This window comes from Caballeronia sp. DA-9 (assembly GCF_051615025.1).
Classification (GTDB): Bacteria; Pseudomonadota; Gammaproteobacteria; order Burkholderiales; family Burkholderiaceae; genus Caballeronia; species Caballeronia sordidicola.
Genome location: NZ_CP195133.1, coordinates 1,279,485 through 1,300,818 on the forward strand (window position 1 = coordinate 1,279,485; position 21,334 = coordinate 1,300,818).

20 protein-coding genes and 1 pseudogene are annotated in these 21,334 nt (G+C 60.7%); 17 read left to right on the forward strand and 4 right to left on the reverse strand.

Annotation, left to right across the window (positions count from 1 at the left end; all coding sequences use genetic code 11):
- Nucleotides 1-6: 6 nt before the first annotated feature.
- Entirely contained in the window at nt 7-726 is a 720-nt protein-coding gene (locus tag ACRWA7_RS21910; RefSeq protein ID WP_438396021.1) for a class I SAM-dependent methyltransferase, read from the reverse strand.
- Between the two features lie 407 nt (nt 727-1,133).
- On the opposite strand from ACRWA7_RS21910, the gene ACRWA7_RS21915 reads away from it, so the two are divergent.
- From ACRWA7_RS21915 to ftsB, 7 genes are all read left to right on the forward strand, one after another.
- On the forward strand, nt 1,134-3,683 hold the full coding sequence (locus ACRWA7_RS21915; RefSeq protein ID WP_438396022.1) for a DNA internalization-related competence protein ComEC/Rec2: 2,550 nt from the start codon (nt 1,134-1,136) through the stop codon (nt 3,681-3,683).
- A 21-nt stretch (nt 3,684-3,704) separates the two neighbouring features.
- The gene (locus ACRWA7_RS21920) at nt 3,705-4,523 is read left to right on the forward strand and encodes an alpha/beta fold hydrolase (protein ID WP_060816890.1); all 819 of its coding nucleotides are present in this window, start codon (nt 3,705-3,707) and stop codon (nt 4,521-4,523) included.
- A 144-nt stretch (nt 4,524-4,667) separates the two neighbouring features.
- Entirely contained in the window at nt 4,668-6,386 is a 1,719-nt protein-coding gene (locus tag ACRWA7_RS21925) for a CTP synthase (RefSeq protein ID WP_060816889.1), read from the forward strand.
- Complete coding sequence (gene kdsA / locus ACRWA7_RS21930) at nt 6,383-7,237, forward strand: 3-deoxy-8-phosphooctulonate synthase (RefSeq protein ID WP_060816888.1); 855 nt, start codon at nt 6,383-6,385, stop codon at nt 7,235-7,237. The genes ACRWA7_RS21925 and kdsA overlap by 4 nt, the downstream gene beginning before the upstream one ends.
- Nucleotides 7,238-7,306: 69 nt before the next feature.
- The gene (locus tag ACRWA7_RS21935; protein ID WP_438396023.1) at nt 7,307-7,594 is read left to right on the forward strand and encodes a DUF1330 domain-containing protein; all 288 of its coding nucleotides are present in this window, start codon (nt 7,307-7,309) and stop codon (nt 7,592-7,594) included.
- Nucleotides 7,595-7,679: 85 nt separating this feature from the next.
- On the forward strand, nt 7,680-8,963 hold the full coding sequence (gene eno, locus ACRWA7_RS21940; protein WP_060816886.1) for a phosphopyruvate hydratase: 1,284 nt from the start codon (nt 7,680-7,682) through the stop codon (nt 8,961-8,963).
- 139 nt (nt 8,964-9,102) lie between these two features.
- The gene (gene ftsB / locus ACRWA7_RS21945; RefSeq protein ID WP_060816885.1) at nt 9,103-9,558 is read left to right on the forward strand and encodes a cell division protein FtsB; all 456 of its coding nucleotides are present in this window, start codon (nt 9,103-9,105) and stop codon (nt 9,556-9,558) included.
- A 98-nt stretch (nt 9,559-9,656) separates the two neighbouring features.
- On the opposite strand, the gene ACRWA7_RS21950 is transcribed toward ftsB, so the two are convergent.
- The 3 genes from ACRWA7_RS21950 to ACRWA7_RS21960 all read right to left on the reverse strand — a co-directional run bounded on the left by ACRWA7_RS21950 (nt 9,657) and on the right by ACRWA7_RS21960 (nt 11,679).
- Nucleotides 9,657-9,974: a hypothetical protein gene (locus ACRWA7_RS21950; RefSeq protein WP_082850349.1), complete on the reverse strand. Its 318-nt coding sequence runs from the start codon at nt 9,972-9,974 to the stop codon at nt 9,657-9,659.
- Between the two features lie 163 nt (nt 9,975-10,137).
- On the reverse strand, nt 10,138-11,082 hold the full coding sequence (locus ACRWA7_RS21955) for an Hsp33 family molecular chaperone HslO (RefSeq protein WP_438396740.1): 945 nt from the start codon (nt 11,080-11,082) through the stop codon (nt 10,138-10,140).
- Nucleotides 11,083-11,154: 72 nt separating this feature from the next.
- A complete protein-coding gene (locus ACRWA7_RS21960; RefSeq protein ID WP_060816883.1) occupies nt 11,155-11,679 on the reverse strand; it encodes a gamma carbonic anhydrase family protein in 525 nt (174 codons plus the stop codon).
- A 289-nt stretch (nt 11,680-11,968) separates the two neighbouring features.
- Between ACRWA7_RS21960 and ACRWA7_RS21965 the strand changes: the two genes are divergently transcribed.
- The 10 genes and pseudogenes from ACRWA7_RS21965 (at nt 11,969) to ACRWA7_RS22010 (ending at nt 21,142) form a co-directional block, all read left to right on the forward strand.
- Complete coding sequence (locus ACRWA7_RS21965) at nt 11,969-12,817, forward strand: ferritin-like domain-containing protein (protein ID WP_438396025.1); 849 nt, start codon at nt 11,969-11,971, stop codon at nt 12,815-12,817.
- Between the two features lie 8 nt (nt 12,818-12,825).
- A pseudogene (locus ACRWA7_RS21970) lies at nt 12,826-13,724 on the forward strand (alpha/beta fold hydrolase).
- Nucleotides 13,725-13,798: 74 nt separating this feature from the next.
- Nucleotides 13,799-14,629, forward strand: coding sequence for a 3',5'-nucleoside bisphosphate phosphatase (locus tag ACRWA7_RS21975; RefSeq protein WP_438396027.1), 831 nt, complete (start codon nt 13,799-13,801; stop codon nt 14,627-14,629).
- 204 nt (nt 14,630-14,833) lie between these two features.
- Entirely contained in the window at nt 14,834-15,475 is a 642-nt protein-coding gene (locus ACRWA7_RS21980) for an L-threonylcarbamoyladenylate synthase (protein WP_438396029.1), read from the forward strand.
- A 132-nt stretch (nt 15,476-15,607) separates the two neighbouring features.
- Nucleotides 15,608-16,273 carry a site-2 protease family protein gene (locus ACRWA7_RS21985; RefSeq protein ID WP_060816878.1) on the forward strand — a complete coding sequence of 222 codons (666 nt, stop codon included), beginning with the start codon at nt 15,608-15,610 and terminating at the stop codon, nt 16,271-16,273.
- 4 nt (nt 16,274-16,277) lie between these two features.
- On the forward strand, nt 16,278-17,480 hold the full coding sequence (locus tag ACRWA7_RS21990; RefSeq protein ID WP_060816877.1) for a tryptophan--tRNA ligase: 1,203 nt from the start codon (nt 16,278-16,280) through the stop codon (nt 17,478-17,480).
- Nucleotides 17,481-17,490: 10 nt separating this feature from the next.
- On the forward strand, nt 17,491-18,099 hold the full coding sequence (locus ACRWA7_RS21995; RefSeq protein ID WP_438396031.1) for a class I SAM-dependent methyltransferase: 609 nt from the start codon (nt 17,491-17,493) through the stop codon (nt 18,097-18,099).
- A 42-nt stretch (nt 18,100-18,141) separates the two neighbouring features.
- Nucleotides 18,142-19,047, forward strand: a complete 906-nt coding sequence (dapA, locus tag ACRWA7_RS22000; protein WP_438396032.1) for a 4-hydroxy-tetrahydrodipicolinate synthase — start codon at nt 18,142-18,144, stop codon at nt 19,045-19,047.
- 167 nt (nt 19,048-19,214) lie between these two features.
- Nucleotides 19,215-20,357: an outer membrane protein assembly factor BamC gene (gene bamC, locus ACRWA7_RS22005; protein ID WP_060816874.1), complete on the forward strand. Its 1,143-nt coding sequence runs from the start codon at nt 19,215-19,217 to the stop codon at nt 20,355-20,357.
- An 11-nt stretch (nt 20,358-20,368) separates the two neighbouring features.
- Nucleotides 20,369-21,142, forward strand: coding sequence for an MBL fold metallo-hydrolase (locus ACRWA7_RS22010; RefSeq protein WP_060816873.1), 774 nt, complete (start codon nt 20,369-20,371; stop codon nt 21,140-21,142).
- Nucleotides 21,143-21,334 lie beyond the last annotated feature (192 nt).

Here is a 21,334-nt window from a genome sequence, read left to right on the forward strand (position 1 = left end):
CCATTATCAAAGTTTATAGAGATGCCCCGGCGTGCATTGCATCCCGACCGCTTGCGTAACCGCCATTCCGCGTTCATACGAGAAATTCTTGTCGGTCGTTGGATGGAAGAACTCGATGAAATCAAGACTTCTCTTGCCAAGTACAAACCCGCCGACCAGCGGTGCGTTGACTGCGTACATGTACGGCATTAACGCCATCATTGATGACGCGGGAACGCCGATCAAATGTTCCTCCAGGTCGCCGCTCTGTATGTTCCCTTGCGGGTAGAACCACAAAGGCGTACTGATAAACAGGTAGGAGTCTTCTCCCATGCCTGTGAGCAATGTACGCAAAAGCCACCGGGCTGTATCCAGCGTGAGGTGCTCGATTACATCCAGAAGGCAAATAATCTTGTATTTTGAAAACATATCCGACGGCATTGACTGCGCTAGTCCATGCCAGACATTTCGGTATAGTTTTTTCCCAAATAAATTCTGGTTATGGCAGTTCGGAAGAAATCCGTCTATGCCATCGACCGACCAATGTGAAGTGTCCGGATTACGTCGAATCATTTCGCCCAAATTGCCGCCCCCGAATCCAATGTCAAGCACCTCGGTATCGATTTTATTGTCCTGCAGGATGTGAAAAATCACTTCTTTCGGCGAGGCGGAGTCTCCACGCGCGACGAGATTCGAATCCGCGATGTGCGAAATGACAGAATAATTTTTAACAGTTTGATGGAGCATTGTGTTCTTTGATGTAGATTCTGATCGGACCAATCAGGGGAATTCTATTAAGCTTTACTACATTATTCGCAAAATCTGGAGGATTGGAAATATCCTAAAAATCACGCGAAGCGCACTCACACTATATCCGCTCACTGCTCGCGGTTTCCGTTACTTTCCCGTTAAAAATTGTGTGAACGTGTAGGTGTCAATTGCATACGCGTCCGAAGCCTGTTGATGTCGGCTTCGAGTTGCAAATGTTGGGTTGCCCGCAATTTTCTAGGCACAACGGCTAACGCGGTCGGCGTGCTGTCCCGGCACGCGTTTATCTCAGCATAATCAGTTTTTATAATTGTTCGATTGCAGGCATCGGAGGGAATGCGCCCTTCGATGCATTTGCGCTCGCATCAAGGTTCTGAGGAGCGGGCGTGCGGAGAATGCTGGTCGGATTTGCTCTTGGCATTGTGTGGCTGCAACAGCGGACTGCGTTGCCGAGCATGTTGTTTATTTGCGCCGCTTTATGTGCTTTTGCGTGCACCTGTCTGCTCTCGTTTTACGTGCCGCGCTCGCGTAACACCTGCTTGATCGTCGCCGCGTTTATCGTGGGTTTCACCTATGCCGCGTGGCGCGCCGATGCGCGTTTGCAATACACGCTGCCCGTGGCGTTCGAGAACCGCAATATCGAGTTGACTGGGTTTGTGCGTGGTTTGCCGCTGGAGGGCGAGGACGGAACGCGTTTTCTATTCGAAGTCGAGTCGAATGAAACGGAAATCGCGAATTTTCCGCGCGTTGTGCAGTTGTCCTGGATGGCAGTCGACGCATCCAGGCGAGGGCCGGCCGCCGCGCCGCCTCCGCCGCTCTGGGCAGGCCAGCGCTGGACGTTGGTCGCGCGGCTCAAGCGCCCGCATGGGAACGCAAATTTCCGTGGCCGTGATGCTGAAGCGGCGTTGCTTGCCCGGAACATTCGTGCGACCGGCTATGTATCGATGCCGGAGTCGGCCCGCCGCCTGAGCGCCGACGCACGCGGTTTTGCATTGACCATCGACCGCTGGCGTGCCCGGTTGCGTGAACGCGTGCTGGCGGCGCTGGTTGGCGCGCCGCATCGGGGAATCGTGGTCGCGCTTGCGGTTGGCGCACAAGACGTGGTCAGCGACGCCGACTGGGCCTTGCTGCGCGCAACGGGCACGAGCCATCTGGTGGCGATCTCCGGACTGCACATTGGATTTGTCGCGGGGCTTGCGGCGTCGATCGGCGGATGGTTGTGGCGACGCTTGCGATGGCGCGGCATGCCGTTACCGCTGATCGTATCGGCGCAAAAAGCGGCTGCAGCGACCGCGGCCGCATTCGCGGCCTTTTATGCCGCGCTGGCGGGCTTCAACGTGCCCGCGCAACGGTCGATGTGGATGCTGTGCTTCGTTGCGCTCGCTGTGTTGAGCGGGCGCAGGCCTGCTTCGTCGCTGGTGCTCGCGTGGGCATTGGCGCTCGTGCTGCTGCTCGATCCATGGGCGGTCACGGCGGCGGGATTCTGGCTGTCGTTCTGCGCGGTGTCCGCTATTTTGTTTGCGATTGCATCGAGAGGAAGGAGGGCGTCGGTCGGCATTGCGGACGAGCCGGCCGAATCCGGGCGTGACGAAGACCTGATCCCGGATATTGCGCATAGTCAGCCACGAGCGCGCCGGCTTTGGCGCGACCGGATCGTGGATGCGATTCATCGATCAAGCGCTCGTTCGAGATCGTGGCTCAAGCGTGCCGCGCGGAGCGTTGGCCGCCGGATTGCTGCAAGTGCGCGCGTGCAGTACGCCATCACCATCGGGCTTGCGCCGCTTACGGCGTACTGGTTTTTTCAGATCCCGTTGCTTGGTCCGCTCGCCAATGCGTTCGCGATTCCGTGGGTCAGTTTCCTGGCTACGCCAACAGTTTTGATCGCCGTACTGCTGCCTGCGCCATTCGATGGTTTCGCCTACCGTGCCGCCCACAGTTTGCTGACGCTCATGTGCGACGTGCTCGCGCATATGTCGGGCCCTCAATGGACGCTCTGGCGCCTGCCGCAGCCAGATGCCTTCGCTATGACCGCCGCTGCTTTCGGCGTGGCCTGGGCACTGGCCCCACGGGGCTGGCCGTTGAGATTTGCCGCGCCGCTGACGTGGCTGCCGCTGGTTTTTCCTCCGTCGCACGCGCCTCAAGGCGGCGCGTTCCGCGTGACGGCGCTCGATATTGGACAGGGATCATCGGTCGTCGTGGAAACGGCGCGTCACACCTTGCTCTTCGATGCAGGCCCGGGTCCGGAATCGACCCGCGCCGGCGAGCGGCTGGTCGTGCCATACCTTCTTGCTCATGGTCTTTTCACGCTCGATACACTGATGATCAGCCACTCGGATTCCGACCATTCCGGAGGCGCGCCTGCCGTGCTGGAAAGCATTCGTGCGCGTCAGTTCGTGGCATCACTGCGACCGCACGAGACTCTCTGGCAGACGGCTCGTGAAAAAGGCAGCGACTCTTTGCGATGCGTCGCGGGTCAGCGCTGGCAATGGGATGGCGTGGTCTTCGACGTGCGGTGGCCGCGCGCCGGCCCGCTTGCCACGAAGCCGAATGCGACTTCGTGCGTACTGAAAATAACAAGCGCGGCAGGGCGCTCGGCGCTGCTTGCGGCGGATATCGAGTCAGACGTCGAGCGCCAGCTATTGCAACAAGATCCGGCGTTGCTTCGGGCGGATGTGTTGATCGTGCCGCATCACGGCAGCAAGACGTCTTCTTCCGAGCCTTTCCTCGACGCTGTCGCGCCGCGCGTCGCTGTATTTCAGGTAGGCTACCGCAACCGTTTCAATCACCCAAACCCGACTGTGTTCGAACGATACCGGCTGCGTCATATCGAGTTGTCTCGCAGCGACGAAGACGGAGCGGCGCGCATGGAGGTCTCGGCGGACGTTTCCATCGAACGGTTCCGGCAAACGCACGCGCGCTACTGGATGGGGCGGTAATAAAAGAAGAGGGCACGAGGCTTGAAAGACATCCTGCATTTTTCACACGCCAACGGATTTCCGGCGTCGACGTATCGCACGATCTTCGCCGAACTCTCGGACGACTACGTGATTCGCGCCGTCGAACGCTTCGGCCACAATCCGCGGTTGCCGGTCACGCGCGACTGGCCTCATCTCGTGGACGAACTCCTTGAAGATATCGAAGCGACCCGCCCTCACGACGTCAAAGTCTGGCTGGTGGGGCATTCGCTCGGCGGCTATTTGTCGTTGATGGCGGCGCTCAAACGGCCGCACTGGGTGAAGGGCGTCGTCATGCTGGACTCGCCCGTGATTGCGGGCTGGCGCAGCCATCTACTGCGGATATCCCAATGGACCGGGCTCGATACACGGTTGTCACCCGCCGCCGCCACAAAAAATCGCCGCGTGCAGTGGTCAAGCCGCGAAGAAGCGTGGCGCCATTTCCATGCAAAAAGAGCGTTCGCGCGATGGGACGAGCGGATGTTGTCCGACTACATCGACTTCGCTATTCCGGCTGACCACGAAAACCTGGGTGCTTCAGGCAGCCCGCGCAGGCTCGCTTTCGATCGCGAGGTCGAATTTCGCATTTACAAGACCTTGCCGCGCACGTTGGGCGCGCGGGTGGCGCATGGCGTGCCGGTGCCCGTCGGGTTTATTGCAGGAACGCATTCGCGCGAAGTGAGGCAGGTCGGGCTGGATATGACGCGGCGGATCGTGGGCGGCCATCTGGAATGGATGGAAGGCAGTCATCTGTTTCCAATGGAACATCCGGTGGAAACCGCGCGTGCAGTGCAACGCGTGCTTAACAGGCTGCGGACATAGGAACTGCGAACACCGGTTGGACTTCGCCGGGCCGGCATTTAATTCGCCCGTAAATATGCGTCGCACAATGTAATTTGGCCGATCCGGCGCTGGGTCCGGAGGCGCCTTTCGGGTATAATCCGTTTTTCCCGCGAGCACCTAGCGATGACCAAATATGTATTCGTCACCGGCGGCGTAGTGTCTTCCCTCGGCAAGGGTATTGCCGCCGCTTCCCTCGCCGCGATCCTCGAATCGCGCGGTCTGAAAGTCACCCTCCTCAAGCTCGATCCCTACATCAACGTCGACCCCGGCACGATGAGCCCGTTCCAGCACGGCGAAGTGTTCGTGACGGAAGATGGAGCGGAAACGGACCTCGACCTCGGCCATTACGAGCGCTTCATCAGCACGAAGATGCGCAAGGCCAACAACTTCACGACCGGCCAGATTTACGAATCGGTGATCCGCAAGGAACGCCGCGGCGAGTATCTCGGCAAGACGGTGCAGGTCATTCCGCATATTACCAACGAGATCCAGGCGTTCCTGCAGCGCGGCGCGGCTGCGGCCACCTGCGGCGAGCCGGATGTGGCTATCGTGGAAATTGGCGGGACAGTGGGTGACATCGAATCGCTGCCGTTTCTCGAAGCCGCGCGCCAGATGAGCCTGCGCCTCGGACGCAACAGCGCGTGTTTCGTGCACCTGACGCTCGTGCCGTACATTGCCACGGCGGGCGAACTGAAGACCAAGCCAACGCAACACAGCGTGCAGAAGCTGCGCGAGATCGGTATCTCGCCGCACGTGCTGCTGTGCCGCGCGGATCGTCCGATTCCCGTTGACGAATGCCAGAAGATTTCGCTGTTTTCCAATGTGCCGGAAGACGCGGTCATTTCGGTGTGGGACGTGGACAGCATCTACAAGATTCCGCAGATGCTGCACGACCAGGGTCTCGACAACATCATTTGCGAAGAGCTCAAGCTCACGGCAAAACCGGCCGACCTCAGCATGTGGGCGGGACTCGTGCAGAAGCTCGAGAATCCGCAGAGCGAAGTCACCATCGGCATGGTCGGCAAGTATGTGGAACTGACCGAGTCGTACAAGTCGCTGATCGAGGCGTTGAAGCACGCGTCCATTCATACGTCGACGAAGGTCAACATCGAATACATCGATTCAGAACAGATCGACACGGACGGCGTTGCGGCCTTGAAGCACCTGGACGCCGTGCTCGTGCCGGGCGGTTTTGGCGCGCGCGGCACGGAAGGCAAGATCAAGGCGATCCGGTACGCGCGTGAATCGAAGACGCCGTACCTCGGCATTTGTCTCGGCATGCAGTTGGCCGTGATCGAATTCGCGCGTGACGTGGCGGGGCTCGCGGACGCAAACAGCACGGAATTCGATACCTCGACCGCGAACCCGGTCGTCGCGCTCATCACCGAATGGTATGACCGTGCTGGCCGCGTCGAAAAGCGTACGGAAGAGTCGGATCTGGGCGGCACAATGCGCCTTGGTTCACAAAAATGTCCGATCAAGCCGGGCACCATGGCGGCGCGCATCTACGGCACGGATGTGAACGAGCGTCATCGTCATCGCTATGAAGTGAACAACCGGTTCGTGCCGCAACTCGAAGCGGGCGGGCTGGTGATCAGCGCGCGCACGCCGAGCGAGGATTTGCCCGAAATGATGGAACTGCCGCAATCCATGCATCCGTGGTTTGTCGGCGTGCAGTTTCACCCGGAGTTCACGTCGTCGCCACGTGACGGCCACCCGCTTTTCAAGGAATTCGTCGAAGCGGCGCGCGCCCGTCATCAGGCGCTCCAGGCGAACGGTCAGGCCGCAATCGCGGCCGATCCGGCTCCGGCCGTTGCGGTCTCTGTTGGAGCGCAAGCATGAAGCTGTGTGATTTCGAGGTCGGTCTCGACCAGCCGTTCTTCCTGATCGCGGGCACGTGCGTGGTCGAATCGGAACAGATGACAATCGACGTTGCCGGGCGGCTGAAGGAAATCTGCGCCAAGGTTGGCGTACCGTTCATCTACAAATCGTCGTACGACAAAGCCAACCGCAGTTCCGGCAAATCGTTTCGCGGCCTGGGCATGGACGAAGGCTTGCGGATTCTCGGCGAAGTAAAAAGACAACTCGGTTTGCCCGTTCTCACCGACGTCCATTCGGAACACGAGATCGAAGCGGTGGCATCGGTCGTCGACGTGCTGCAGACGCCCGCGTTCTTGTGCCGTCAGACTGACTTCATTCACGCCTGCGCGCGCTCGGGCAAGCCGGTCAATATCAAGAAGGGCCAGTTTCTCGCGCCGCACGACATGAAGAATGTCATTGACAAAGCCCGCGACGCCGCGCGCGAAGCCGGCTTGTCCGACGACCGTTTCATGGCCTGCGAACGCGGTGTGTCGTTTGGTTATAACAACCTGGTTTCCGATATGCGCTCGCTTGCGATCATGCGGGAAACCCATGCGCCGGTTGTTTTCGACGCCACGCATTCCGTCCAGTTGCCGGGCGGACAGGGCACGAGTTCCGGCGGCCAGCGCGAATTCGTTCCGGTGCTCGCGCGAGCGGCGGTCGCAACGGGTGTTTCGGGCGTGTTCATGGAAACTCATCCGGATCCGGCAAACGCAAGGTCCGATGGTCCGAACGCCGTGCCGCTGCACAGAATGGAAGCGCTGCTGGAGACGCTCGTCGCGCTGGATCGCGCCGTGAAGAGCGGCCCGTTCCTCGAGAACGATTTCAGCTAAAAGAACAAGGCAAGGCGTCACGCTTGGATATTCAGGTGCGGCGCCTGTATCGCATCGGGAGGAAAGGAAATGGCAAAAGGCTATGTCATCGTGAACGCCAACGTTACGGATCCGGAGAAATACGCGGCGTATCGGCCGCTGGCGGCTGCGGCAATCGAAGCATTTGGCGGGCGCTACCTCGCTCGCGGCGGTAAGAGCGAAACCCTCGAAGGTTCGCTGCTCCCGCGCGGTGTCGTGATCGAATTCGACGATTACGACAGCGCCGTCAAGTGGTACCACTCAGCCGGGTATGAAGCGGCGCGAAGCGTGCGAGACGGCGCGGCCGAGATGCACATGATGGTTGTCGAAGGCGTCTGAGGCGCCTGGCACAATCTTTCCGCGCGCAAACTGTTGAACCCGACCTGCTGTCTGACCTGATTCAACGTCATTTCTTGAGGAAACCATGAGTGCTATCGTAGATATCATCGGTCGCGAGATTCTCGACTCGCGAGGCAACCCCACCGTCGAATGCGACGTCCTGCTTGAATCCGGCACGATGGGCCGCGCAGCGGTGCCATCCGGCGCATCGACCGGATCGCGTGAAGCAATCGAACTGCGCGACGGCGAAGCCGGCCGCTACGGCGGCAAGGGCGTGCTGAAAGCGGTCGAGCACATCAACACCGAAATCTCCGAAGCCATTATGGGCCTCGATGCATCGGAACAGGCGTTTCTCGACAAGACCCTGCTCGAACTCGACGGCACCGACAACAAGTCGCGCCTCGGCGCCAACGCCATGCTGGCCGTTTCCATGGCCGTAGCCAAGGCTGCGGCCGAGGAAGCCGGCTTGCCGCTGTATCGATACTTCGGCGGTTCGGGCGCCATGCAATTGCCGGTTCCCATGATGAACATCGTGAACGGCGGCGCGCACGCCAACAACAGCCTGGACATCCAGGAATTCATGATTGTTCCGATCAGCCAGCCGACGTTCCGCGAAGCGTTGCGTTGCGGCGCTGAAGTGTTCCATGCGCTCAAGAAGATCCTGAGCGACCGCGGCATGAGCACGGCCGTGGGCGACGAGGGCGGTTTCGCGCCCAACTTCGGCAGCAATGACGAGTGCCTGTCGACTATCGTGCAGGCGATCGAAAAAGCCGGTTATCGCGCGGGGGAAGATGTCGTGCTGGCGCTCGACTGCGCCGCGAGCGAGTTCTATCACGACGGCAAATATCAGCTTGCGGGCGAAGGCCTGCAGTTGTCGTCGGCGGAATTTACCGACTATCTGGCTACGCTCGCCGACAAATTCCCGATCGTGTCGATTGAAGACGGCATGCACGAAAGCGACTGGGACGGCTGGAAAATCCTCACCGACAAACTCGGCAAGAAGATCCAGCTGGTGGGCGACGATCTGTTCGTGACGAACACGCGCATTCTGAAAGAAGGCATTGAAAAGGGCATCGCCAATTCGATCCTGATCAAGATCAACCAGATCGGCACGCTGACGGAAACTTTTGCAGCAATCGAAATGGCGAAGCGCGCGGGTTACACTGCGGTTATCTCGCACCGGTCGGGTGAAACGGAAGATTCGACGATTGCGGATATCGCAGTCGGTCTGAATGCCGGCCAGATCAAAACGGGTTCGTTGTCGCGTAGCGACCGTATCTCGAAGTACAACCAGTTGCTGCGTATTGAAGAAGATCTCGGCGATATTGCCAGCTATCCTGGCAAGTCGGCCTTCTACAATTTGCGTTAAAGCTTTCATCAAAACGGACGATAGTCACGCAGTAGTCCGGAAGTAGCCGATTGATTCAGTCCGCCGCCCCGGGTTTTAGCAAACCCGGGGCGGCGCCGAAATACCCGTTGAGTTCCAGCGTTTTTCTCTCGCCTCTTAAATGCGGATTGTCACCTTTGTCCTGATCCTGCTGCTGGCGATGATCCAGTATCCGTTGTGGTGGGGACACGGTGGCTGGTTGCGCGTTCACGAACTGCAGCAGCAACTGGTGAATCAAACGAAGAAGAACGCTGATTTGAAGCTGCGCAACGAACGCGTGCAAGGCGAAGTCGCGGATCTGCAGAATGGCACGGCGGCCGTTGAAGAACGCGCGCGTTACGAGATGGGCATGATGAAGGACAGTGAGGTATTCGTGCAGTTCGTCTCGCCGAATTCTCCTGCGCCGGCCAACTCGGTGAACGCACAATCGAATGCGTCGACGCGTGGACAGGTATCGGCTGCGCCGTTGCGTGTCGTGCCGAATCCAGTGTCGCGGTCGAAGGAAGAACGCCGCGCGTTCGAACGGCAAGCAACCAAGGACAAGCAGGACGCAGCGAAGAAGAAAGCCGGCGGTTGAACAGGTCTGGACGATTGAAAAAAAGCCGTTTCAACGCGAGTTGAAACGGCTTTTTCTTGTCGGTGCAGCGCTTATGAAGCGGTCAAGAACCGCTCGTGCTACCAGTAATATCCCGGATAACCGAACCCAATACCCGTGCCCCACCGATTACCCCATCCGCCGCTCGAATACCCGCCGTACACCGTCACAGGCGGCCGATAGTACTGCGAGTACGCCTGGGCCGCAGCCTCCGCCGCCATGGCTTGCTGCTGTTCGGCAAGCACCTGCCGGTCGATCTGGTTGTAGCGCTGCTGCTCTTCTGCTGAAAGCGGTTGCGCCGCCTGATTCTGTGCGGCGGGCAAACGGCTATAAACCGGCGATGGTCCCGGCGGATCCATCATGCATCCGGCAAGCGAGAACACCGCAACGCCACACATCACAACAACCAGTTTCTTCGATACACATCCAAGGGGTTTCATGTCGACCTCCAGCGGGCCGGGCTACTAATCGGACAGGGATCATGCCACGTCGAAGAACGGCCAGGCGCTATCCCGCGACGTCTTGTTACAGACAACAAAACTCTTGCCCCATCAACCTTGTTCAGTGCCGCTGATCTGGCGCGGGGCTTACACCCTGTGAGATTTCTCCCGCGACAAAAAGTTGCGCCACGTCCACCGGATCGAATTCGTAGCGCTGGTTGCAGAATTCGCAGTGCACTTCCACGCTGCCTCGCTCTTCAATCACGCTGTCGACTTCTTCACGACCCAGCATCTTCAGCATACCGCCGACTTTTTCGCGCGAGCACGTGCATTCGAAACGCGCCTGGGCCGGCTCGAAATGCTGCACGTTTTCCTGCCAGAAGAGGCGCTTGAACACAGTTTCCGGTTCTTCCTTCAGCAATTCCTCGTTGGACAACGTGCCTCCGAGATGACAGACGCGCTGCCACGTATCGGCATCGTGCTCGCCCGGATGCGGAACGATACCGCCATCGCCCGGAAGTTTTTGCAGCAGCATGCCGACAGCACGTTCGGTGTTCGCGGCAAGCCACATGCGCGTGTCGAGCTGCTCGGAATGATGCATATAGTGTTCCAGCACTTCGGCCATCGACGCGAGCGGGCCGTGCTCGCCGCTCAACGGCACAATGCCCTGGTACGCCTGCTGTCCGGGCTGCTTGTCCCGCGGATCGAGCGTGATAACGCAACGGCCGCGGCCGTTGCGGTTCAGCAGCTCGGGCAGCGTCATGTCGTCGGTGATGGGCACGGGCGTTTCGCTCGCGCCTTCGATGGATTCCGCCAGTTTCGCCGTCGCCCGCAGCGACAGGTCGGAATTGCACTGCACGACGAGCATGGTCACCGGCCCGTCGCCGTAGATCTGCATGATCAATGTGCCGTCGAACTTGAGATTCGCCGAGAGCAGCGCGCAAGCGGCCATCATTTCGCCCAGCACATTGCGAACGGGCGCCGGATAGGAGCGGCGCGTGAGCACTTCCTGCCAGGTGTCGCGCAACGAGACGATCTCGCCGCGCACCGGCGCCGCATTGAACATGAATTTTTGCAGTTGATCGTTTACCACGCTGAGTCCTTTGATCGATTTCGCGCGAGGCGTACAAAGCGGCGCTCAGCCGATCCGTACGAGTTGCGCCTTGTAGTATTCGCGGCGTTCCACGTAACCACGCGTGCCGGCCTGCATCTTTGCAATATCCGCGTCCGTCAGTTCACGCACGGCTTTCGCGGGCGCGCCAAGGATCAGGGTGTTATCGGGGAAAATCTTGCCCTCGGTCACCACGGCGCCTGCACCAACTAAGCAGTTGCGGCCAATGACCGCGCCATTCAAGACCACGGCCTGAATTCCGATGAGCGCGCCTTCCTTGATCGTGCATCCGTGCAGCATCGCCTGATGGCCTACGGTTACGTTCGCCGCAATGTTCATGGGAAATCCGGGATCGGTATGAAGCACCGCGCCTTCCTGAATGTTGCTGCCGTGGCCGAGCACAATGGGTTCGTTGTCCGCGCGCAGCGACGCGCCGAACCAGACACTCGAGTTCTCTTCGAGCGTCACGTGGCCGATGATGGTCGCCGTATCGGCAACGAACACGCTTTCATGAATGGTCGGGGCGGCGTCGCCGAGCTTGTAGATTGCCACTGTGTCTCCTGTTGGCTGAACGCGGGATTGGCCGGCAGGCCTGGTGCCGCGGCTGGACAATACAACCAGTTTCAAACTGTTGAAGATCGCTGCCGTCGATGCTTTAGACTGCGGCCCCGGCGCGCTTCATGCCGAAAAAACGGAAAATTGCTGCGGAAAAGCGCTATTTTAGCCGGTTGCGGCGAACCTACGCGCGAGCGCGGGTGACCGGCGGGATCGCTTGATTTCAGCGGTTCATCGGCTTGCATGTCGCGCGCCGTCATAAGCCATGTCAAAACACACGGGAATCATGTCCGAACAGTTCGACCTTTCCACCTGCAAGAGCGTGCGCCACGCCGCGCTGGCGCTGCTGCGGGAACACGATCCTGTCACCAAGGCCGGCGCTGCACAGCGGTTTTATGAACGCGTGCTGTCCGGTGCGGGCGAAACAGCGCTGGACACAGAAGCTGTAATCGCCGAGCCACTCGATCTGCCGGGACGGCCTACGGTGCCCGAACTGGTCGCACCTTCCTCGCTGAAACGGCGCAGCATGCAGTCCGACGCCGGCCGCGCCGTGCTTTTGCACGCGCTTGCGCACATCGAGTTCAACGCGATCAATCTGGCGCTCGATGCCGTCTGGCGGTTCTCCTCGATGCCCGAGGCGTTTTATTTCGACTGGTTCAAAGTGGCGGCGGAGGAAGCGCGGCATTTTTCATTGCTCAGCGCCAGGTTGGCGGAATTCGGCCACGCGTATGGCGATTTCCCCGCCCACGATGGCCTCTGGGAAATGGCCGAACGCACACGCGGCGACGTGCTGGCGCGCATGGCGCTCGTGCCGCGAACGCTGGAAGCGCGCGGCCTCGACGCAGCGCCGCCCATCCGCCGCCGTCTGGCGCAGGCGGGCGACCACGCATCGGCGGCGATTCTGGACGTGATCCTGCACGATGAAATTGGCCACGTGCTCATCGGCAATCGCTGGTTCCGGCACTTGTGCGACGAAATCAGCGCCGACCCGCACGTCACGTACGAGCAACTCGCCGAGCGTTATCGCGCGCCGAAACTGCGTGGACCGTTTAATTTCGAAGCGCGCCGCGACGCCGGTTTCGACGAAATCGAACTGCGCGTCCTGGCTGGCCTTGACGATTCCAACTCCCCATGAACTCTCCGATGAAAGCCTCCGTTTCCGATTTTGTCGCCGCACGCGGCACGCGCCTTCATGTGCGCCGCTGGGGCCGGCCCGACGCGCCCACCCTGTTCATGCTGCACGGATGGATGGACGTTTCGGCATCGTTCCAGTTCGTCGTCGATGCGCTTGCCGGCGATTGGCAGGTCATTGCGCCCGACGCACGCGGTTTTGGGCTGTCGGACTGGCCGGTGGCGCAAGGCAGGAGCGGACATTACTGGTTCCAGGATTATCTCGCCGACCTCGACGCGCTGATTGACCACTACGTGACCACTACGCGCCCCCGCGCGAGCCGGTGAATCTGGTCGGCCACAGCATGGGCGCAAACGTGGTTTGCCTGTACGCGGGCGTGCGGCCGGAACGTGTGCGTCGGGTGGTCGATCTCGAAGGCTTTGGAATGGCCGCAACGAAGCCTGCACAAGCGCCCGCGCGCCTTGCGCAATGGCTGGACGATTTGCGCGCGCCGCCAGCGCTCAGCACATACGCCACGCTCGACGCCGTCGCCCAGCGCCTGATCCGCACGAATCCGCGGTTGCCGCTTGCGAAAGCGCGTTTTTTGGCGGAGCACTGGTCGAAACCGGACGATGCCGGCCGTTTCCATCTTCTCGCCGATCCTGCCCATAAGCTGCGCGGGCCGCTGTTGTATCGGCTGGATGAGGTGATGGCCGTCTGGTCGAAGGTCGCGGCGAAAGTGCTGCACGTGGAAGCGGTTGGATCGCCGACGTTGGCTGCGATCGCGGCGGACGTGCCCATCGATGAGTTCAAGCAGCGTTTTACGGCTTTCCCGGACTGGCGCGAGGAATTCATCGATAACGCCGGTCACATGTTGCACCACGATCAGCCCGAGCGCGTTGCGGCGCTGGTCGAGGCGTTTTGCGCCTGAATTTGACGGTTCGGCGTCCCGAACCGCGTTGACGCGTTGCAGTAGAATGAACGTATGACTCCAGAGTTCTCACGATGAACGCCGACCTGCATTGCCATTCCACCATTTCCGACGGCCAGCTCGCTCCAGCCGAGGTTGCCGCGCGTGCGCACGCGGGTGGTGTGACGCTGTGGTCGCTTACCGACCACGATCAGCTTGGCGGCCAGCGCGAGGCAAGCGAAGCGGCCAAGGCGCTCGGCATGGACTACGTTGGCGGTGTCGAAATTTCGGTTACCTGGGCGGCGCGCACGGTACACGTTGTCGGGCTGAATGTGGACGCGCAATGCCAGGCGCTTATCGACGGCCTGATTGCCACCCGCAGCGGGCGCGCTGCGCGCGGCGAGGCAATAGGCGAGGCGCTCGCCGGTATCGGCATTCCGGGCGCATACGAGGGCGCGCTGACATACGTGAACGACCCCGCCATGATTTCGCGTACCCATTTCGCCCGTTTTCTCGTCGATAAAGGCTACGCGGAGTCCACCTCGGACGTGTTCTCGAAATATCTCGGAGAGGGAAAGCCGGGTTTTGTCGGACATCGCTGGTCGAAACTCAGTGACGCCATGAAATGGATCAAGGCGGCCGGTGGCGAAGCGGTCATCGCGCATCCGGGGCGCTACGATTTCTCGCAGGTCGAGTTCGCCGCGCTTTTCGACGAATTCGTTCAACTTGGCGGCCGCGCCATTGAAGTGGTGACAGGCAGCCATACGCCGGATCAGTATCGCGAATATGCGGACGTCGCGCGCCGTTATGGTTTCTATGCGTCGCGCGGTTCGGATTTTCACGCGGCGGGCGAAGGTCGCATCGATCTGGGCCAACTGCCGCCGCTTCCCGCCGATCTCAAACCCGTTTGGGAATGCTTTCGCTAGGCGTTCAAGTGTCTTGCGCTGAGCGGACAGACCCAATCTCCCAGATCATCGTTCCGGCTCGGACGCGGTGGCGTGCCGCGCGATGAAGCACGGCACGGTTTGTCGCGCAACTGCATTCATTTGCGAGTATTCTGCCGAGTTCCCATGGAAACCTTGGGCGAACCGGCGGACGGTCCGCCGAGCAATTTTTCAAGTCCTTTGGTCATGTCTCAATTCTTTCGCATTCATCCGGATAATCCGCAGCCGCGCCTCATCAATCAGGCGGTTCAGATCATCAACGACGGCGGTATCGTCGCGTTGCCGACCGATTCCAGCTACGCGCTCGCCTGTCATCTCGACGACAAGAATGCCGTCGAGCGCATTCGCCGGATTCGCGGGCTCGACGAGAAGCAACTGCTTTCGCTGCTGGTGCGGGATTTGTCGGAATTGTCGAATTTCGCAATTGTCGATAACCGGAATTATCGTCTGATCAAATCCGTGACGCCGGGTCCATACGTTTTCGTCCTGCAGGCGACGAAGGAAGTGCCGCGGCGTCTTTCGCACCCGTCGCGCAAGACGATCGGCCTGCGCGTGCCGAATCACGCCATCACGCTGGCGCTGCTTGAAGCGCTCGGCCAGCCGCTCCTGGGTTCCACGTTGATCATGCCGAACGACACGCATCCGCTCAATGACGCCGAAGAGATCCGCGAAAAACTGGAGAAACAGATCGACTTGGTGATCGATGCCGGAGCCTGCCCGATGGAACCATCGACTGTGATCGACCTGACCGGTGAAGAGCCGGTGCTCGTGCGGCCGGGGCGCGGCAGCCTGGAGCCGTTTGGCCTCACGGAAGACAGCGCGCAATGAAGCAGATTCGTCGCGTTTCCTTCACTTCATTTTCAGCGTTTTGACACAATGGGCGCCGCTGCGCTTCGCCCGCGAATGCTCGCAAACACCCGCCATGGGTGGCGCCGCAACTGCTTGATACAATAGCGAGCTATGGATTCCTCCCTGATACAAACCATCGCGGTCTACGCGCTCCCCGTGATCTTCGCGATCACGCTGCATGAGGCCGCGCACGGTTATGCAGCGCGCCTGCTGGGCGACAATACGGCGTACGTGCTTGGCCGCGTTTCGCTCAACCCCATGCGCCACATCGACCCGATCGGCACGCTGGCCATTCCGTTGGTGCTGTATTTCGTCACGAGCGGCGCATTCATGTTCGGCTACGCGAAACCCGTTCCGGTTGCGTTCGGCAACCTGCGCAATCCGCGCTGGGGTAGCCTGTGGGTCGCGGCCGCCGGTCCGGCGAGCAACTTCGTGCAGGCGCTGATCTGGGGCGTGGTCGCCGTGCTGCTCGCTGCCTTCGGTGTCCATGAACCGTTTTTCACGCGCATGGCCCAGGCGGGCGTTGGCGTGAACCTCGTGCTCGGCGTGCTCAACCTGTTCCCCCTGCCGCCGCTCGACGGCGGGCGTGTGCTGATGGCGTTGCTGCCGGTGCGCGCGTCGGTCATGCTGTCGCGGCTCGAGCCGTATGGATTCTTTATCGTGATGGCGCTGGTCATGACCGGCACCCTGACGCGTTTCTGGCTCGGACCGCTGGTGAGCGCCGGGTATGTCGCGGTGTCGGCTGTCCTGAATCCCCTTGCTTCGCTCTTTCAATAAAACCATGTTCCCTGACCGTATCTTCTCCGGCATGCGGCCTACCGGCTCGCTGCACCTAGGCCACTATCACGGCGTGCTCAAGAACTGGGTGCGGCTGCAGTCCGAATATCCGTGCTTTTTCGCGGTCGTCGACTGGCACGCGCTGACGACGCACTATGAAACGCCCGAGGTGATCGAGAAGAACGTGTGGGAAGTGCTGATCGACTGGCTCGCGTCCGGCATCGATCCGGCGCAAGCCACGCTGTTCATCCAGAGCCGGGTGCCCGAACACGCCGAGCTGGCCTTGCTGCTCGGCATGGGCACACCGCTTGGCTGGCTCGAACGCGTGCCGACCTACAAGGAACAGATCGAGAAGCTGAAGGAAAAGGATCTGACCACGTACGGTTTTCTCGGTTATCCGGTATTGATGGCCGCCGATATCCTGCTGTATCGCGCGTCGCTTGTGCCGGTGGGCGAGGACCAGGTGCCGCACGTCGAAATGACGCGCGAAATCGCGCGGCGTTTCAATTACCTTTACGGTCGTGAAGCGGATTTCGAAGAGAAGGCGCTCGATGCCGCCAAGAAGCTCGGCGGCAAGCGTTCGAAGCTTTATCACGAGTTGCGCGTGGCGTACCAGCAGGAAGGCGACGACGAAGCGCTCGAACAGGCACGCGCGATGTTGCAGGAATCGCAGAGCTTGTCCATGAACGATCGCGAACGGCTCTTCGGCTATCTCGAAGGCGCGCGCAAGATCATCCTGGTCGAACCGCAAGTCTTGTTGACCGAAGCGTCGCGCATGCCCGGCCTCGACGGCGCCAAGATGTCGAAGTCGTATGGCAACACCATCGGCTTGCGTGAAGATGCCGAAAGCATCACGAAGAAAGTGCGCACCATGCCAACCGATCCGGCGCGCGTTCGCCGCACCGATCCAGGCGATCCGGACAAGTGCCCGGTGTGGCAACTGCATCAGGTCTACACCGACGAAGCCACGCACGAATGGGTACAGAAGGGTTGCCGCACGGCGGGAATCGGCTGCCTTGAATGCAAGCAGCCGGTGATCGAAGGGATCTTGCGCGAGCAGCAGCCCATGCTCGAGCGCGCCCAGAAGTACATGGACGATCCTTCGCTGCTGCGCGCAATCGTCGCCGACGGTTGCGACAAGGCGCGCAAGTTCGCGACCGAAACCATGCGCGACGTTCGCGACGCGATGGGCTTGTCCTACAACTGACGCTTCAGAGATGTCGACTTCCGCGCCGCATACGCCTCCGACCACCGCCAGTGCATGGATCGAACAATGGTCCCATCTGGTGGAGCGGGGCGGCGCGGTGCTCGATGTCGCAGCTGGAAATGGCCGTCACACGCGCCATTTCGCATCGCGCGGACACGACGTTCTCTCACTTGATCGCGATGAAGTGGCCCTTGCGAATCTTGCTGCCCTGCAACATGTAAGCACGCGCTGCGCCGACCTCGAAAATGCGGCTTGGCCATTACGCGACGACGAGAAGTTCGCCGCCGTGGTGGTCACGAACTACCTGCATCGGCCGCTGTTTCCATTTCTTATCGATGCCCTCGCGCCCGGCGGCGTGCTGCTCTACGAGACCTTCGCGGCAGGCAACGCACGCTTTGGCAAGCCATCGAATCCGGACTTCCTGCTCACTCCCGGCGAACTGCTCGACGCTGTTCGCGGACGCCTGCGGGTCGTCGCTTTTCAGGATGGTTTCATCAGCGTGCCGCGTGCATCCTGCGTACAGCGCATCTGTGCTGTAGCCGAGCCGGCGCACGAGTCCACATGCCTTACGGACCGTAACAATGCCGTACCCCCGGATCGTTACGTTCTGCAGGGCTAATCCGCTACAATCGCGGTTTACCGACCAATTTCATAGCGTTTCATGACAAACGGAACACACGGCGGCATCCAGATCCGCGGCAGCATTCCTGCCATCGTCACCCCGATGCACGAGGACGGTAGTCTCGATCTGCCGGCGTTTCGAAAACTGATCGACTGGCACGTGGAAGAGGGTTCGAACGGGCTCGTCGTCGTTGGCACGAGCGGCGAATCGGCCACGCTCTGCGTTGAAGAACATGTGCTGATGGTGAAAACAGCCGTCGAGCATACGGCGAAGCGTTTCCCGATCATCGCGGGCGCGGGCGGAAATTCCACGTCGGAAGCCATCGAACTGGCGCGTGCGGCAAAGGAAGTCGGCGCGGACGCCACGTTGCAAGTGGTTCCTTACTACAACAAGCCCACGCAGGAAGGCATGTATCAGCACTTTCGCAAGATTGCGGAATCGGTTGACCTGCCGGTGATCCTGTACAACGTGCCGGGCCGCACCGTTGCGGACATGAACCACGACACCGTGCTCCGCCTGGCGAACGTGCCGGGGATCATCGGCGTGAAGGAAGCAACGGGCAACATCGACCGTGCGGCCAACCTGATCAAGGAAGCGCCCGACCATTTCGCCATCTATAGCGGCGACGATCCGACCGCCATCGCGTTGATGCTGCTCGGCGGCCACGGCAACATCTCGGTGACCGCCAATGTCGCGCCGCGAGCAATGAGCGAACTCTGCCGTGCGGCGCTCGCGGGTGACGCCATCACGGCACGCAGGATCCACCTGAGCCTGTTGTCGTTGCATAAAAACATGTTTTGCGAGTCAAACCCGATTCCCGCGAAGTGGGCGCTGACTGCGCTTGGCCGCATGGAAAGCGGGATTCGCCTGCCGCTGACGCCGCTCGACGCGCGTTATCACGACGTCGTGCGTAACGCGTTGCGCGAGACAGGGCTTTTGGCCTGACTTTCCGCGGACGTACGTGCCCGAATACGCGCATGTACGTCCGCAATGCAGTGCATCCCGGCCGCGCTACCGTTCGGCCAGCCAGCGAGTGTCATCAACCCGTCGTTCATCGACCCGTTCCCGGCTTAGCTTCCAGGCAACGCGCATTCAGCATCACGAAGGACCTCATGAAACGTTCCGCCTTATTCAATAACGCTCGCAGCCTGGGTGTGCTGTCGCTTGGAATCGGCACGCTGATCTCGCTTGCCGGCTGTGACACCCTGAACGACTGGCTCGCGCCGGACCGTGTGAACTACAAGGGCGCTGAAACCGCGCCTGCGCTGGCGGTGCCGTCGGATCTGACTACGGCCGACATCAGCCAGCGTTACGCTGCCCCGCCCAAGCTGAATTCGCTTGGCGGCGCCGCGCCCCGTTCGCTGACGCCGGCAGGCAACGCGACGGTTGGTTTGCCGACGCCACAGGATCCGTTCGGCATGCACGTGGAACGCGATGGCGATCGCAGGTGGTTGGTGGTCGACGGCCGTTCGCCCGACCAGCTCTGGCCGCAGTTGCAGGAGTTCTGGGAAGAAAACGGCTTCACGCTCAAGACCGATGCGCCTGCCACCGGCATCATGTCGACGGACTGGGCGGAAAACCGTGCCAACATTCCGGACGACTGGTTCAGGAAAAGCGTGGGCAAGCTGATCGACTTTGCGTATTCGTCGGGTACGCGCGACCAGTTCCGAACGCTGGTGGAGCGTGGTTCGAACAACTCCACGGATATTTCGATCAGCCACAGCGCAATGGAAGAAGTGCTGACCGGACAGGACAAGACGTCGTCGAAATGGGAAGAGCGGCCGCGCAATCCGGCGCTTGAAGCCGCGTTCCTCGCGAAGCTGATGCAAAAGTTTGGTCTCACCGACGACCAGGCCAAGCAACTGCTGACCGACGCACGCCCGGCCGAGCCGGCGGTCGCGCTGGATCAAACGGGCGGCACGTCCACGCTCGATATCTCCGAGCCATTTGATCGCGCATGGTTGCGCGTGGGTCTGGCGCTCGACCGCACGAACTTCACCGTGGACAACCGCGACCGCGAAAAAGGTGTGTACTACGTGCGTTTCTCCGACTCCATGGCGGAATTGAAGAAGGAAGGGCTGCTTGGCAAGTTGTTTAGCGGCGGGACGCCAAAGCCCTCGCGTGAATTCATGGTGAATGTGCGTCCGAAGGCGGATACCGTAACGCAGATAGCCGTGGTCGATGCGAACGGTCAGGTCGATACCTCCACCGACGCGCAACGAATCGTCGCGTTGTTGCACGCGCAGTTGAACTAGGCGTATTGCCAATGCGTTTTGCCAGTCTTGGCAGCGGTAGTGAAGGCAACGCGCTGCTGGTCGAGTCGACGAGCGGCACGACCACCACGCGCGTGCTGCTGGATTGCGGTTTCTCCGCCAGGGAGGTCGAGCGGCGCCTTGCGCGGCTCGAGCTTCGCGCCGATCAGATCGACGCCATTTTCATCACGCATGAGCACACGGATCACATTGGCGGCGCGCTGACGCTGGCGCGCAAATGGTCCATTCCGCTGCACATGAGCTGGGGCACGGCGCGCGCGGTAGGCGCCGACGACGCGCCGGTCGATCTGCACGTTGTCTGGGGCGACGAGAGCGTCGCGGTGGGCAACCTGCACATATTGCCCTACACCGTGCCCCACGACGCGCGCGAACCGCTTCAGTACGTGTTTTCCGACGGCGCAAGCCGGTTGGGCGTCCTGACGGATGTGGGCGTTGCCACGCCGCACATCACCAGCACGCTGAGCGGTTGCGATGCGTTGGTGCTCGAATCCAATCACGACGTGGAGATGCTCGCGACGAGCCGGTATCCGGCGTCTCTGAAAGCCCGCATTGGCGGCATGCACGGGCATTTGAACAACGATGCGGCGGCCGCCATCCTTGCGTCGCTGGATCGATCGAAACTGCGGCATCTGGTCGCCGCGCATTTGAGCCAGCAGAACAACCTGCCCGAACTGGCGCAGGCGGCGCTTGCAGCGGTCCTTGGCGCTACGGCAGCCGATGTGATGGTCGCTACACAGGCTGATGGCTTCGACTGGCTCTCCCTTTGACGCCCGTTCGTTTATAGCGCCTGATGCACCTGATCCAGCCTGTACGCAGCGCGTGATCTCATCAATCCAGCAGACATAAAAAAACCGGCCCGAAGGCCGGTTTTTTCGTAAGCCTACAAAATCGTCCTTGTGGGCTTACTGCTGAGGCTTCGTTTCCTGCTGGATGTGTACCGCCAAGAGCAGGAAACTAGG